The sequence below is a fragment of the Micromonospora sp. DH14 genome (genome assembly GCF_029809455.1).
GTDB classification, from domain to species: domain Bacteria; phylum Actinomycetota; class Actinomycetes; order Mycobacteriales; family Micromonosporaceae; genus Micromonospora; species Micromonospora parva.
The window spans coordinates 600262-614314 of sequence record NZ_JARVKT010000001.1; the positions used below are offsets into that span (position 1 = coordinate 600262).

14 protein-coding genes, 1 tRNA gene and 1 pseudogene are annotated in these 14053 nt (G+C 72.8%); 10 read left to right on the plus strand and 6 right to left on the minus strand.

The annotated features are described in order from the left end of the window. Positions 1–468: 468 nt before the first annotated feature. Positions 469–651 (plus strand): hypothetical protein, encoded by a 183-nt coding sequence (locus QCZ28_RS02840; protein WP_030329161.1) that lies wholly within the window; start codon positions 469–471, stop codon positions 649–651. A gap of 22 nt (positions 652–673) precedes the next feature. Here QCZ28_RS02840 and QCZ28_RS02845 read toward each other — a convergent pair whose 3' ends face one another. Next, positions 674–994 (minus strand): hypothetical protein, encoded by a 321-nt coding sequence (locus QCZ28_RS02845; RefSeq protein ID WP_279515067.1) that lies wholly within the window; start codon positions 992–994, stop codon positions 674–676. Positions 995–1360: 366 nt separating this feature from the next. Between QCZ28_RS02845 and QCZ28_RS02850 the strand changes: the two genes are divergently transcribed. Next, positions 1361–1576, plus strand: a complete 216-nt coding sequence (locus tag QCZ28_RS02850) for a hypothetical protein (RefSeq protein WP_279515310.1) — start codon at positions 1361–1363, stop codon at positions 1574–1576. Between the two features lie 14 nt (positions 1577–1590). On the opposite strand, the pseudogene QCZ28_RS02855 reads toward QCZ28_RS02850, so the two are convergent. Next, positions 1591–1797, minus strand: a pseudogene (locus tag QCZ28_RS02855) (FmdB family zinc ribbon protein); the annotation flags it as partial. Continuing rightward, a complete protein-coding gene (locus QCZ28_RS02860) occupies positions 1794–2471 on the minus strand; it encodes a 5-formyltetrahydrofolate cyclo-ligase (protein ID WP_279515068.1) in 678 nt (225 codons plus the stop codon). The gene QCZ28_RS02860 and the pseudogene QCZ28_RS02855, both read right to left, overlap by 4 nt. 85 nt (positions 2472–2556) lie before the next feature. Between QCZ28_RS02860 and QCZ28_RS02865 the strand changes: the two genes are divergently transcribed. From QCZ28_RS02865 to QCZ28_RS02890, 6 genes are all read left to right on the plus strand, one after another. Then, the gene (locus QCZ28_RS02865) at positions 2557–4980 is read left to right on the plus strand and encodes a diguanylate cyclase (RefSeq protein ID WP_279515069.1); all 2424 of its coding nucleotides are present in this window, start codon (positions 2557–2559) and stop codon (positions 4978–4980) included. A 9-nt stretch (positions 4981–4989) separates the two neighbouring features. Further along, positions 4990–5952: a UTP--glucose-1-phosphate uridylyltransferase gene (locus tag QCZ28_RS02870; protein WP_279515070.1), complete on the plus strand. Its 963-nt coding sequence runs from the start codon at positions 4990–4992 to the stop codon at positions 5950–5952. Then, positions 5949–7262 (plus strand): gephyrin-like molybdotransferase Glp, encoded by a 1314-nt coding sequence (gene glp / locus QCZ28_RS02875; RefSeq protein ID WP_279515071.1) that lies wholly within the window; start codon positions 5949–5951, stop codon positions 7260–7262. The genes QCZ28_RS02870 and glp overlap by 4 nt, the downstream gene beginning before the upstream one ends. A 126-nt stretch (positions 7263–7388) precedes the next feature. Next, positions 7389–8039 (plus strand): GNAT family protein, encoded by a 651-nt coding sequence (locus QCZ28_RS02880; protein ID WP_279515072.1) that lies wholly within the window; start codon positions 7389–7391, stop codon positions 8037–8039. A 206-nt stretch (positions 8040–8245) separates the two neighbouring features. Beyond that, positions 8246–9022, plus strand: coding sequence for a hypothetical protein (locus QCZ28_RS02885; RefSeq protein WP_279515073.1), 777 nt, complete (start codon positions 8246–8248; stop codon positions 9020–9022). A 410-nt stretch (positions 9023–9432) separates the two neighbouring features. Then, positions 9433–9506: transfer RNA gene (locus QCZ28_RS02890), tRNA-Ala, on the plus strand. A gap of 107 nt (positions 9507–9613) precedes the next feature. Here the strand turns inward: QCZ28_RS02890 and QCZ28_RS02895 are convergent. From QCZ28_RS02895 to QCZ28_RS02905, 3 genes are all read right to left on the minus strand, one after another. Next, positions 9614–10057: a hypothetical protein gene (locus QCZ28_RS02895; protein WP_279515074.1), complete on the minus strand. Its 444-nt coding sequence runs from the start codon at positions 10055–10057 to the stop codon at positions 9614–9616. Between the two features lie 37 nt (positions 10058–10094). Beyond that, entirely contained in the window at positions 10095–10691 is a 597-nt protein-coding gene (locus QCZ28_RS02900; protein WP_279515075.1) for a hypothetical protein, read from the minus strand. Between the two features lie 72 nt (positions 10692–10763). Then, on the minus strand, positions 10764–11543 hold the full coding sequence (locus tag QCZ28_RS02905) for a hypothetical protein (RefSeq protein WP_279515076.1): 780 nt from the start codon (positions 11541–11543) through the stop codon (positions 10764–10766). Positions 11544–11612: 69 nt separating this feature from the next. On the opposite strand from QCZ28_RS02905, the gene QCZ28_RS02910 reads away from it, so the two are divergent. Further along, positions 11613–12698: a Gfo/Idh/MocA family oxidoreductase gene (locus QCZ28_RS02910; RefSeq protein ID WP_279515077.1), complete on the plus strand. Its 1086-nt coding sequence runs from the start codon at positions 11613–11615 to the stop codon at positions 12696–12698. A gap of 32 nt (positions 12699–12730) precedes the next feature. After that, complete coding sequence (locus QCZ28_RS02915) at positions 12731–14011, plus strand: ferritin-like domain-containing protein (protein WP_279515078.1); 1281 nt, start codon at positions 12731–12733, stop codon at positions 14009–14011. Positions 14012–14053: the final 42 nt, after the last annotated feature.

Consider the following 14053-nt stretch of genomic DNA (forward strand, 5'->3'; position numbering starts at 1 on the left):
GCGGGTCTGCCCGGCCTGCGATGCGCCGGCGGCCCCGGCAGGAGTGCGTCCCGTCGGTGATGGGCCGGTAGGCCCGCTCGTAGGTGGGTTGGTGGGCCCGCTCGTAGGTGGGTTGGTGGGCTCGGCCGGCGGTTGGGTCATGGACCCGGTCGGTGGTGTGGCACCGGATGCGGTGGGCGGTTGGTCCGCCAGCGCGTCGTCACCGGCGTCAGGCCGTCGCCAGTAGTCGTCCGGGGTGCTGCCACCGCTGGGGGTCGTCACGCCGTCCGACGCTACCAACGCCACCGGCGGCCCGGTCGTTTCTGGCCGGCGTGCCCACGCTCGGCGGTCTGGTTGTTTCTGGTCGGCAGGGCTCGGCGGCATGGTTGTTTGTGGTCGGCAGGGCTCGGCAGTCTGGTTGTCTGTGGTCGGCGTGGCCTCGGTCCGCGGCCCGGTCCACCGGCGTGAGCTGCGCTAGTCTTGCCGCTCGTGAGCACCGAGGACCCCGGCACGCACGGCGCACGTGGAGACGATGACCGCGCCGTCGACCTGAGCGAAGACTTCGTGGTGCTGCCCGAGCAGACCTCAGACGACACCGACCGTGGTTGGGGCGAGCGGTCGGGCGACAACGACGACTGGCTGCTCGCCGAACGCCCCCCGCACTGGGACTGACCCCGACGGCTCGGCCGGACCCTCATGAGGTCGGTCCGGCCGTTCCGGTGCTGTCGGGAGGGGACGCCCCGCCGGAGGCGGCCGAGCGGCCCTCGTCGACCTGCCGGGGCGGGTCGTCCGCCACGGATGGTGCGTTGGAGGGCAGTTGCCGGGGTGGGTCGTCTGCCACGGATGGCGCGTCGGAGGGCACGACGGTCGGCGGGCATCCGGCCGGGGTCTGTAGGACTGCGGCGGCCAGGCCGAGCAGCGCGGCGACCAGACCGGCTCGGAGCAGGGTGCGCCAGCGGGGCAGGGCGAGCTGGCGCAGCGGGCGCAACGCCCGCGCGGAATTCGGATCGACCATCGCCTCTGCCGCCTCCCGTCCCCGAGCGCCGCAGCGGCACCCATGGACGGCAGGCTAGGCAGTTCCCGTCCCCCGTGGCCGACCCACCGCCGACGCCTGTGGACAACCGCCCGGCCTGTGGAAAACGCCCATCCGCCGGGTCGATTTGCTATGGCACCAGCGTTGATCGACTCGCCTTCAAGAAAATCGGCCTATCGAGGCGACCGGGATGGGCCGACTTCCTGAAAATCGAGTCGATCAAGGCCCGACCCGTGGGCCTGAAGCCCCGACCGGTGGGATTGGGGGCCTGACGCGTGATCGCCAGAGGCCCGACCCGGGTGGGGTCGGGCCTTCGGCGATCAGGATGCGGAGCTTGCCGCCGCCGTCTTGCCGCCGCCCGATCCACCCGAGGACGACCCCGAGGAGGACGACGAGCCCGAGGACGACCCGGACGTCGACGACGAGCCCGAAGACGACGAGGACGACCCGGACGAGGACGAGGAGGACGAGCTGTCACCGGAGGACGACTCGGACTTGGCCGGCTTGCTGGCCGTGCCGCCGGCCGTCGTCTCGGAGCCGGACGCCCGCGAGTCGGTGCGGTAGAAGCCCGAACCCTTGAAGACGATGCCTACCGAGTTGAAGACCTTGCGCAGCCGCCCCTCACACGCCGGGCACTCGGTCAGCGGCTCGTCAGAGAAGGACTGCACCGCCTCGAGCTGGTGACCGCACGTGGTGCAGGCGTACTGGTACGTGGGCACGTTCTCCTCCGGATCTGGGCTCAGCCAGTTGGCACTCGACGTATTCGAGTGCCAATGGTGCGTCATTCGCCCCGGGTTCGTCCAGCGGACGTGTGGGGCGCGACACCGTGCGCCGCACCCGGGCCGCCGTCAAGCGTACGCACCCCGTCGGCGGGGGTGACGACCGCGCGCACCCGACGGTCATGTGGCTCCACCGGCAGCGCCTCGACGAGCTCACCGTCGTGCAGGGGCACCACCGTCAGGGCTGCCTCGGGCACCCGGGCGAGTGCCCGGTCGTACGAGCCGCCGCCGCGCCCGAGCCGCCGACCGTGGTGGTCGACAGCGAGAGCCGGTACGACCACCAGCTCCGCCTCCGCCACGGCGGCCACCCCGAGACGGGCGCCTGTCGGTTCACGGATACCCCGACCCGCCGCGATCAAGGCAGCCGGCCCGGTATAGGCCGCCCAGTCCAGATCCAGGTCGGCGAGGAGCACCGGCAGCAGCAACTCCGCGTCCGCCGGCAGGGCCTCCCGGAGCACCTCGGGCAGGTCGGGGCCGCCCGGTTCGGAGCCGACCGGCACGTACGCCGTCATCCGGTGTGGGCGCAGCCGGCGTACCAGAGCGACCAGCTCGGCCTGCACGCGCCCGGCGGCGGCTGCCCTCGTCGCGGCGGGCAGCGACCGGCGGCGGGCGAGCAGCTCGACGCGGCTGTTCCGCTTCGCCACCCGGGTCACTTCCGCTTCATCAGAAAATTCCGGCACGCAACACTCCTGACGCAACGCCTCTCCCACGGTTGCACTGTGTCAGCATCGCAAGCAACGGAGGCGGAACTTCCGGGGGGACCGAGTGACGCTACGCGGGCGGTTGACGGCAGCCTTCCTCGTGGTGGTGCTCGGGCCGGTCCTGCTCGGCGCGCTCTTCGTCGCCTCCACCGTCGCGGCGGTCGACCGCAGCCGCTCCACCGAGCGCCTGGCGGTGGCGGCGTCCACGGTGCGTACCTCGGTCGACGCGCTCTGCCAGCAGCTCCGGGCCACCGCCGACGCGGTGGCGCTCACCGCCGAGCCGGCTGTCGCGGCCGCGCAACTGGTCGGCCGGGGCCTGGCCGCCGCAGTGTTGATCACCGACGTGGCCGGCCGGGTCACCTACGTCTCGCCCGGTGCGCCGACGACCCCGTGGCGGGACTGCGCCGGCTCGACCGAGAACCCGAACGGAGGCGCGACCGAGAACCCGAACGGAGGCGCGACCGAGAACCCGAACGGGGGCGCGAACGGGGGCTCCGGCACGGTTTCGACCGACGGTTCGACCGGCCCGGTCCGGGCGCTGGCCGCCCAGGTCGACCTGCACGATCGCGCCGGCGCCCGGCTGGGCACGGTGACCGCCGCGCAACGTGTCGACCCGGCCTTCGTGGCGCGACTGGCCGCGGTGACCGGGGTGGCGGTCACCCTGCTCGACAGTGGGGCGCGCGCCGCTCGGGTCACCCACACGACCGAATCCGGCGACGTACGCGACGCGGTGCTGGCCGCCGCCGTCACCGTCCGGGGCGAGCAGGTCACCGAGACCAACGACGGCCGCTACGTGCGCCGGCTCGGGCCCTCCGACGCGCAGCCGCTGCCACTGGTGCTCTCCGTGCCCGGTGAACGGCCGCCGGGGCTGAACGCCACGCTGGTCGGGGTGGTCGTGCTGGCCGGGCTGCTCGCCGTGCTGACCGCCTGGCGACTGGCCCGGGTGACCACCCGGCCGCTCGCCGAGTTGGCCGGCGCGGTCGACCGGGTGGCCCAGGGCGACCTGACCGCCCGGGTGCCGGTCCGCAGCCGCGACGAGCTGGGACGGTTGGCCGCCGCGTTCAACCGGATGACCCGGGAGACCGGCTCCTACGTCGCGGCGCTGACCAGCAACCGGGATCAGCTGCGCGGGCACCTCGCGGTGCTCGGCGACACCCTGGCCAGCACGCACGACCTGCAACGCATCCTGCGGGTGATCCTGCGGAGCGCCATCGGGGCCACCGGCGCGCGGGCCGGTGCCGTGCTGCTGGTGGAGACCGGCGGGGTGCTCGTCGCGCAGTGCACCGAGGGGTTGGACGGGCGCTGGCCGGCCGAGGAGACCGACGGGCCGCAGACGCTGCGGGTGCCGGTCGGCGTCGGCATCGTCGGTGCGGTCGCCGCCACCGGTGAACCGCAGCGGGGGAGGGCGGAGACGACCGAGGCGCCGACGGGTGAGCCGCGCTGCCGCACGTACGTCGCGGTTCCGTTCGCTGCCCCGGGCGGCGGTGCCCCGGCCACCCCCGGCGGACCCTCGGCGTCGGCAGACGAGGCTGGCGCGGCGGCCGCGCTCGGGGTGCTGGCCCTCTACGACCGGCTGGGCGCCGACGAGTTCGACGACGACGACCTGGCCACCCTGCGCACCTTCGCCGGTCACGCGGCCGTGGCGGTGGACAACGTCCGGGTGCACGAGGAGGCGCAGCGGCTCTCCCTCACCGACCCGCTCACCGGGCTGTGGAACTACCGCTACCTGCGCGAGTCGATCCGGCGGGAGGTGGAACGGGCCAGCCGCTTCGGGCGGATGCTCAGCGTCCTCGCGTTGGACCTGGACCGGTTCAAGGACGTCAACGACACGTACGGGCACGCCGCGGGGGACACCGTGCTGGCCGAGTTCGCCCGGCGGGTGCGCGGCGAGATCCGCGAGGTCGACCTGGCCTTCCGCCAGGGTGGCGAGGAGTTCGTGCTGCTGCTGCCGGAGACCGACGCGCGGGGCGCGGCGATAGTGGCCGAACGGCTCGGCGCGGCGGTGCGGGACACGCCCATCGCCGTCGAGGCGGACGCCGGGCCGGTCCTGGTGACCGTGTCGGTGGGCATCGCCGTCTTTCCGGACAACGGCAGCACCGGGCGGGAGGTGCTGGAGGCCGCCGACGACGCGCTGTACGCGGCCAAGGCGGCGGGCCGTGACACGTACCGGGTCGCCGAGGTGCGCTCGGATCTGCCGACCCGGGAGATCCCGGTTCTCGCGGGTGCGGTGAGCCCACCCGACGGACTGCCGCGCGCCGGCCAGCCGGTGCAGGCCCCCCGGGAGCCGGGCGGGTCCGCCCGGTCCGACCCGGCGGTGGGCGTACCGGAATCGGTGGTGGGCCCGGCGCACGCCCGACCTGATGCGGCCGACGACACGCCGGACAACGTCCCGGGTGGGGCGCGGGCCGGCCCGGACGCGGCGCGGCCGGGGTCGGGTGGCGGCGCGTCTTCTGGGCCACACCCGCCGCGGCAGAGCCGTGGCCGATAGTCTCGCGGCATGTCGGAGCACTCAGCGAATCCCTCGTCGACGGTCGCCGCAACCTTCCGTCCCCTGGCGGTCAAGGCCGTCATCCCGGCCGCCGGACTGGCCACCCGGTTCCTGCCGGCCACCAAGGCGGTCCCCAAGGAACTGCTGCCGGTGGTGGACCGGCCGGTGTTGCAGTACATCGTCGAGGAGGCCACGCAGGCCGGCATCAACGACGTGTTGCTGATCACCGGCCGGGGTAAGACGTCGATGGTGGACCACTTCGACCGTCGCCCGGACCTGGAGGCCAGGCTGGAGGAGAAGGGCGACGCGGAGCGGCTGGCCGCCGTGCGTGGGCCCAGCGAACTGGCCGAGATCTACACGGTGCGCCAGCCCGAGCAGCTCGGGCTCGGCCACGCCGTCGGGTACGCCGAGTCGCACGTCGGCGACCAGCCCTTCGCGGTGCTGCTCGGCGACGAGTTCGTCAAGCCGTCGGAGCCGCTGTTGCCGGCGATGATCGAGTTGCAGGCCCGCACCGGCGGTGTGGTGCTCGCCTTCTTCGAGGTCGACCCGGCCGAGACCAAGCGGTACGGGATCGCCTCCGTCGAGCCGGCGGAGTCGGAGCTGACCGACATCGGTGAGGTCGTCAAGGTGACCGGGATGGTGGAGAAGCCGCAGCCGGAGGACGCCCCGAGCAACCTCGCGGTGCTCGGCCGCTACGTGTTGCCGGGCAGGATCTTCGACGCGATCCGGCGGACCAAGCCGGGCAGCGGCGGCGAGATCCAGCTGACCGACGCGATGGAGCTGCTGCGCACCGAGGGCACCCCGGTGCACGCGATCGTCTACCGGGGCACCCGCTACGACACCGGCATGCCGCTTGGGTACCTCCAGACGGTGGTGCAGATCGCCGCCGAGCGCGACGACCTGGGCACCGAGTTCCGGTCCTGGCTGGCCGACTTCGTCAAGGCCGACGCGGCAGGCGGATCTGGTACATGACCGCGACGGCCGACGCCGAGGCGGCCGCGAACGAGTTGACGCCGCTCGCCGACTACCTGGGCAGCGTGCTGCGCAGGTTGCGCGCGCTGCCACCACTCGACCTCGACCTCACCCAGGCGCACGGCAACGTCCTCGCCGAGGACGTCGTCGCGCCGCACGCCTTCCCGGCCTTCGACCAGGCGGCCGTGGACGGCTACGCCGCGCGCTGGGAGGACATTTCCGGAGGGGGCCGGGGGCCGAGCTACGTCCCGGCCCCCTCCGGCACCCGCGGAGGGCGCACCATCCGGCTCAACGTGGTCGGTGACCTCGGCGCGGCGAGCTGGCGGCCGGTCCGACTCACCCCCGGCTCGTGCTTCTCGGTGGCCGCCGGGGCGCCACTGCCGGTCGCCGCGGACGTCGTGGTCCCGGTGGAGTGGACCGACCAGGGCATGGCCGCGGTGGAGATCTTCCGCACCCCCAAACGGGGGTACGGGGTACGCCGCGCCGGTGAGGAGCTGCCCGCCGGCACCCTGCTCGCCCGGGCCGGCACCTACGTGTCCCCGGCCCTGGTCGCGGTCTTCGCGGCGACCGGCATCGGGCACGTGGTGGTCCGGCCCAGCCCACGGGTGGTCATCGTGGCCACCGGGGACGAACTCGTCGACGTGGGCCGGGGCAGTCAGCCCGGTCAGGTGGTGGACGCCAACTCGCACGCGTTGACCGCCGCGGCGGCCGAGGTGGGCGCCCTGGCGTACCGGGTGGGGATCTGCGACGACGACCCGGAGGGGCTGCGCGGGCTGCTGGAGGACCAGACCCTGCGCGCCGACCTGATCATCACCACCGGGGGCACCGGCACCGGCCCCGGGGACATGGTGCGCCGGATCCTGTCCCGCCGCGAGGGCGGCCGGGCCGGGCCGGTCACCTTCACCGACGTGGCGCTCTACCCCGGCACCGCGCTCGGGTTCGGCACTGTCGGCGCGGAGGAGGTGCCGGTGGTCTGCCTGCCCGGCGACCCCGGCGCCGCGCTGATCGGCTTCGAGGTGCTGGCGCGCCCCGCCATCCAGCTGCTCGCCGGCGCCGAGCCGGTGTTCCGGCCCAGCGTGCGGGCGCACCTGCTGGAGACCGTGTCGTCCCCGGCGGGGCTGCGCGAGTTCCGGCCGGCGCACGTCGCCGAGCGCCGGGGCGGCGGGTACACGGTCCAGCCGCTCAGCGGTGGGCCGTTCACCCTCTCCGGGTTGGCCGAGGCGAACGGGCTGCTGGTGCTCGGTGAGCGGGTCACCACGGCCGCGGCCGGTTCCACGGTGGACGTCCTGCTGCTGGACCGCCGCCGGTGAGGTCTCCCGGCCGGTCCGTCGACCCGGTGGTCACCGGGCGCGCGACCGTCGGTTCGTAGCGGTGGGTGTGCGCGGCCCGGTGGGGCCACTTGCGCGGGACACGGTCCCGCGCGGGAGACTGTGCGGGTGAGCCTCTTCGGACCCGCGCGGTCGCCGGGCTGGCCGGTGGAGTTGGCCGACGGCCCGGTGCTGCTGCGGCCCTACCGGCGCTCCGACGCGGCGGCGTGGTCGGAGGTGCGGCGCGCCAACCGGGCCTGGTTGGCGCCCTGGGAGTCCTCGCTGCCCGGCAGTTGGGACGAGATGAACTCGCCGTCCGCGTTCCGTTGGGTGCACCGTGACCAGCGGCGATCGGCCCGCGAGGGTGAGGGCATGCCGTTCGCGGTCTGCCTGCGCGAGGGCGATCGGGACCGGCTGGTCGGGCACATCAACGTGGGCAGCATCGTGCGGCGGGCCCTCTGCTCCGGCTACGTCGGCTACTGGGTGGACGCGCGGGTGGCCGGACGGGGGGTGATCCCGACGGCGCTCGCGCTCGCCGTGGACCACGCGTTCGGCCCGGGTGGGCTGCACCGGGTGGAGGTCAACATCCGTCCGGAGAACAAACCGTCCCGGCGGGTGGTGGAGAAGTTGGGTTTCCGCGAGGAGTCGTACCACGTGCGCTACATGCACATCGACGGCGCGTGGCGGGACCACATCGGGTACGCGATGACGAGTGAGGAGATCGCCGCCGAAGGTGGCCTGCTGGCCCGCTGGCACCGGGTACGCGCCAACGCGCGGTAGGAGGATTTCGCCACATCCTGCCACTCGTCCCACGGACGGGATCGGCGCGGCGCGGTGGCATCCCGGTCGGCGCGCCGTAACCTCAAGTAACTGCAAGCTGCGGCAAGCGCTCCCCGGCCGGACGATCCACGCGCCCACGCGTGATCGGTGGAAGATCCTGCGGTCGGATGGCGGTTGCTTCGAATTCGGTGACGGGAGGGGTGAGGGTGCCGACCTCGGTGCTCCTCGCCGTCCTCGCCGCCGCCGGTCTGCTCGCCCTGGCCCCGGCGCTGGTTCGCCGGTACGACGCCACCGAGCGGCTGGTGGCGGAGCGGGCGCAGTCGACGGCGCGGGTGCTCCAGCGCCGCCGACGGCGCCGCACTGTGCCGGGACGGCGACCCGTCCACCCGCCGCGCTCACTGGTCGTCACCCTCAGCGAGGATGCGACTACCGGCACGTTGGGTGCGCCGGTCTCCGCGCCGCCGGCTGCCCGTCGCTCCGGGCGGCTGCGCGCCGTACCGCCCGCTCCGAAGCGGTCCCGACGCCGGCCACCGCCGCGCCGACAGCACACCCCCGCCGTGTACCGGCGTCGCCGGGTGCTCGCCGCCCTGCTGCTCCTCAACGTCGTCGAGCTGATCGGCGTGCTGTTCGTCAGCCCCGGCTTCTGGGTCGGCTTCGGAGTCACCTTCCTGCTCCTGGCCCTGTACGTCGTCCACCTGCGGGGTCAGGCCCTCGCCGGGCGACGCCGCCGCCGGGCCCGCGCCCGGGAGGCCGCGTGGCTGGCCGCCCGGCAGGCCGAGGTGCGCCGGGAGCAGGCCCGCCGGGCAGCGGCCCGCCGGGAGGCGCAACGCCGCCTGGCCGCCCAACGCGAGGGCGTACGCCGAGCCGCCATGGGCCTGGACCGACAGGGCGACCTGCCGGCGGCGGTCAACGGCGGGTCGGTCTCGTACCGGCGGTCGGGCGGTCTCCGCGGCCGCCCCTACGAGGCGGGCCGAGGCGCCTGACCCCCGGCCCCTCCCGGGCCCGGTCGGTCTCCGGCCTGGGCTGGTCTCCGGCCTGGGCTGGTCTCCGGCCTGGGCTGGTCTCCGGCCTGGGCTGGTCTCCGGCCTGGGCTGGTCTCCGGCCTGGGCTGGTCTCCGGCCTGGGCTGGTCTCCGGCCTGGGCCGGCCCCCAGTCTGTGCCGGTCCCCGGCCCCTGCCTGCCCGGTGCCGGCTGGCTTGATCGACTCGGGTTCTTGAAAGTCGGGGTGTCGTGGCGTCCGGGATGCCCCGGTTTTCAGAAAGTCGAGTCGATCTTCGGGTCTGGGGGAGCGCCACGCAGGGGGCGGATTCGCGGTGAGGGCCGGCAACCTGTTAGCCTTGCTGCCGGCCCGCCCGGTGTAAGCCGGGTGGGACCGAAGCCGGTTCGCCGGTGGGGGGCTGTGGCGCAGACTGGTAGCGCACCTCGTTCGCATCGAGGGGGTCAGGGGTTCAAATCCCCTCAGCTCCACCCCAGGTCAAAGGCCGTTTCCGCGAGTCGGAGACGGCCTTTTCCGATCTCGTACAGCAATGAAGTACAACAGTTGCTGACCGGGGCTCGATGGAGCTGATCGCGAGTTAATCCGGCAGTGGCGTTGGGTGCATCGTGAGATAGATCAGCCCTTGCTCCTCGTGAACCGTGCAACCCAGTTCGTAGGGCTCGACAGCGGCTATGCGGAAGACGAGGGTGACTCGGTCCTGCACGAATCTCTGTATCTCGGTGGGCTCGCCGAAGACGGCGGTGATCTCTCGCTGGTCCAGCCCTGCCCGTAAAGGCAGCCGAAGCGCGTCGATCATGCTCTGGAGCGTCGCCTCCGGCAGGGCGACGAGGTCCATCGCTACCGAACGCGTTACCTCGGGAGTTGACTCAAGACGAAGCCACTCCGTGAAGCCCGACGCCTCCCCGACCCAGCAACGCTCCATGTACTCCCAGCCCTGAAGCTGCTCAAGGTGCTCCGCCCTGATGAAGTCGGTGAGGCGAAGCCGGCCAAAAGCGTCATGCGAGATCCCCAACGGCTTCACGGCCTTTTCCGATCCTCCGGGTAGCGGGGCGATGCCGTCACGGGCGCATCGACACGTCGCGCGGCCACCCGCCGAGATGCGCGAACTGGCGAAGGTAGCGCTCGCATCTCTCGGCGAACTCCCCGGGTTCGGGTGGCAGTCGAGTCACGGTGACCACCTGACGCGGGTCGGGGTGGCTCGGCCGCAGCAGCCGGATCTGGTCGTCGGTGAACTGTCCGCCGGTGAGGTCGGCGACGGCAAGGGCCATGGCCAGCGCCACGACGACACTCACACACGTGCGGTACGGGCTGAAGACGGCCTCCGGACCACTGTCGGTCTCCGGTTCGTGGTCGATCACCAGGAGCCAGACACTGTCCTCGAAGCCCGCGACATCGACCTCAAGGTGGATCGAGCCGGGCATGCCGTCGGGCGTGCGATCGATGCGGTCGCCGATGGTGGTGTCCCGCAGTTCCGCCGCGTCGAGGCGGCGTCCGGAATCGACGCGGCGTCCCTGTTCGTAGCGTCGGTCGGTGACGACGATCAGCTCGGGCGTCGTGGTCATGCCGAGCAGTTCGGCCAGGGTGGCTCGCGCCGCGGTCACCAACTCGGCGAGCGAGATGGGCCGGGCCACTGTTGCCTCGAGGTCGACTGACACACGCGCCTCCAGTCTGGTCGGCTAGTTCGGTGGCCGGCCCCGGGGAGTGCCGGGCCCCGGGGAGTGCCGGGCCTAGGAGAAGCGTTCGGTCGTCACGGGTATCAGACCGTGCTGCCGCAGCACGTCCGTCAGCGCGGACAGTGTCGAGCCGAGCGCCGCCGTGGCATCGGTCGCCAGCAGCGCGGTCACGTCGAGGCCCCAGGCGAGGGTGTGGCCGACGCGGCGCAGGTCCCAGCTGAACTGGTCGCCGTGCCCATCGAGACGACCACTCGCAACGGACGCGCTCGTGCCGGACGCGCTCGTGCCGGACGCGCTCGCGGCGGACGCGCTCGTGCCGACGGTCGGTGTCCGCCAGGCCGTGCGGAGGGCGGCCACCTGCTCGGGGCGGAGGTCCTTGGCGAAGAGGACGCGGTACACCCGCCGTTCGTGGAAGCCGGCCGGCGGCTGGGCGGGGCCGAGCCGCAGCGGCGGGGCGCTCGCGATCGGTTGATGGTCGAGAAAGTGCGTACGGAGCAGCGTCTCGTCCGGCAGCTGCCCACCGCCGAGCGCGCGATGGACGGTCTCGGCCTGCCGGCGGGAGGTGGGGATCACCCGGGCCAGCATCTCGGGGTTCGTGCGGATGTCGCGGCTCAGCGACGCGGAACTCCACCAGCCTGCCTGTGGGGTCCAACCCGCGCTGTCCAGCCCCGTCGTGACGAAGTCGCGGTCCCGGGTGAACTCCTCGACGAGGAGGCCCTCCACAGTGGTGTCCGAGTCGTTGACGCCAACCAGGTAGTAGTCGAGCTGCGGCCGTGCGCCGGTCACCTCGACGGTCGCCGACGCGGGGCCGGCGGGTAACGAGTCGATGGTCATCAGGGCAACCGTAGCGAAAAACACGGCCCGGCAACGGTTAGCATCCGGGCCTCTAGGTGAGGAGCCCAGATGACGTCGGTGGCGCAGACCCGGTTCGGCATTGTCGGCAGTGGTTGGCGAGGTGAGTTCTTCCTTCGCCTGGCCAGGCTGCTTCCCGAGCGGTTCTGGGTGACCGGGGTGGTGACGCGTACCGAGTCGCGGGGAGCTGCCGTGACCGCCGACTGGGGTGTGCGGACCTTCCGGACGAGCGCCGAGTTGCTCGCCCACGAGCGGCCGGACTTCGTCATCGTGTCGGTGCCGTGGTCCGTGACACCGGAAGCGACCCGGGAGTTGGTCGCGGCCGGCGTACCGGTGCTCGCCGAGACGCCGCCCGCCGCCGACCTGGCGGGTCTGCGCTCGCTCTGGGCCGACGTCGGGGGCAGCGGTCTGGTGCAGGTCGCCGAACAGTACCTGCTGATGCCCGGGCACGCGGCCCGGCTGGCGGTGGTCCGCGCCGGGGTGCTCGGCGAGCCGACCTCGGTCCAGATCTCGTCGACCCACCTGTACCACGCGGTGTCGCTGATCCGTGGGCTGCTCGGCGTCGGTCACGAGACCGCCGAGGTCAACGCGCGCGCCTTCGTCGCGCCACTGGCCAACCCGCTCTCGCCGACCGGCTGGAGCGGTGACGACACGCCGCAGCAGCTCTCCACCACACTCGCGACGATCGACTTCGGCGGACGGATGGGGTTGTACGACTTCACCGACAACCAGTGGTGGAGCCCGCTGCGTACCCGCCGGTTGGTGGTGCGCGGCTCGCGCGGTGAGCTGGTGGACGACCGGGTTGTCCGGCTGGTCGACCCGACCACGCCGGTGGAGTCGTCACTGGTGCGACGCCAGACGGGTCTCGACCTCAACCTGGAGGGGCTCGACCTGAAGCACATCAGCTTCGACGGCGAGGTGGTCTACCGCAATCCCTTCGTCGGTAGCGGGATGTCCGACGACGACATCGCGGTGGCCGACATCGTCGCCCGCGCCGGGGCGTGGGCGCGGGAGGAAGGCCCCGCTCCGTACTCCCTCGCCGAAGCGTGCCAGGACCACCTGATCAGCCTCGCCATCGAAGAATCGGTACGCACCGGGCAGCCGGTCGTCACCGACGCCGAGGCGTGGGCGCGGTAACCGAATGTTTGCGGGACAACGGGGGAAGAGACATGGGTTTCGAGGCCTGGATAGGTGAGTTCACCGAGAACGCCGAGCGACGCCGGGACGGGCCAGATCCACGGTGGAGTGCGGGGAGTCCGCTGCCGGCGGCGCTGATCCGGAGCCTGCAGCGATTCCAGGCCGGTGAAGACGGCGACGGCGTGAATCTCATCAGCAAGAGCGAGCGGGCCGGTGACCCGACCTATCTGGCGGCGGTCCGACTGTTCGTCGCCGAGGAGCAGAACCACGCCCGGCTCCTCAAGCACCTGCTGCTCAGCGCGGGCGGCGACGTCATCGACGGTCACTGGACCGACCGGGTGTTCGTGGCGCTCCGGCGTGCCCTGGGGCTGCGACTGGAACTGATGACGCTGATGGTCGCCGAGGTGGTCGCCCTGCGCTACTACCGAGCCGTGCGCGACGGCACCGATGATCCGCTGCTCTCGGACGTGGGTGCCCGCATCCTGATCGACGAGCAGAGGCACGTGCCGTTCCACACCGAGCGGTTGCGCCAGGGATGGGCCGACAGCGCCGGACCGGTACGGGCGGCGGTGGCCGCGGGTTGGTGGGTGTTGCTGTTCGGCGCCGCCGTCGTGGTCGCGTTCGGGCATGGCGCCGCGTTGCGTCTGCTCGGTGTCGGCCGGCTCCGGTTCATCGCCGACACCGCGACGCTGTTCCGGTCGGTCGTGCGGGAGGTGCTCTCCGGTGCGGGCCGGCAGGCTCACCCCGCCAGTTCCACGAGTGCGGCTGCGCGGCAGGCGACGGGGTCGACGGTGCGCGGCTCCCGACAACGGCTCTGGCGGTGGGGAGCGATAGCGCTGGTGATCGTCGGATTGGCGGTGGCGCTCTACCCGGCGGCGCACTTCTGGGGTCCACGGCCCTACCGGCATCCGGACGGGATCTTCGGGGTGACCCGGGGCGACTTCGAGGACGACATCCTGCCGCACTACCAGGTCAGTCTGCCGTGTGACGTTGATGGCCTGCGATACAGCAACGCCGAGGACATGACCGGCCCGATGGGCGAGCTGTACCTGCACTTCACCACGTCTCCGGGGTGCCTGGACCGGATCCTCGACGGCTGGGCGGCCGCACCGGCGCAGCCACCGACGATGGCGCCCACCGATGCGGGGTTCCCGCTTCCCGCCGAAGCGATCCCGGACACCGTCGGCTGGCGCTTCGACGCGCCGTCGTACCAGGTCTACCAGCGCCAGGGGGACGTGGTGACCGGGCACGTGGTGGCGGTGCGCGACGGCAAGCGGCGCAGTGTGTACCTGCTCGGCCGCTACGCCCACTGACGACGCCCGGGGCGGGGCTGCCGGGCTGGAGCGGTAGCCAGC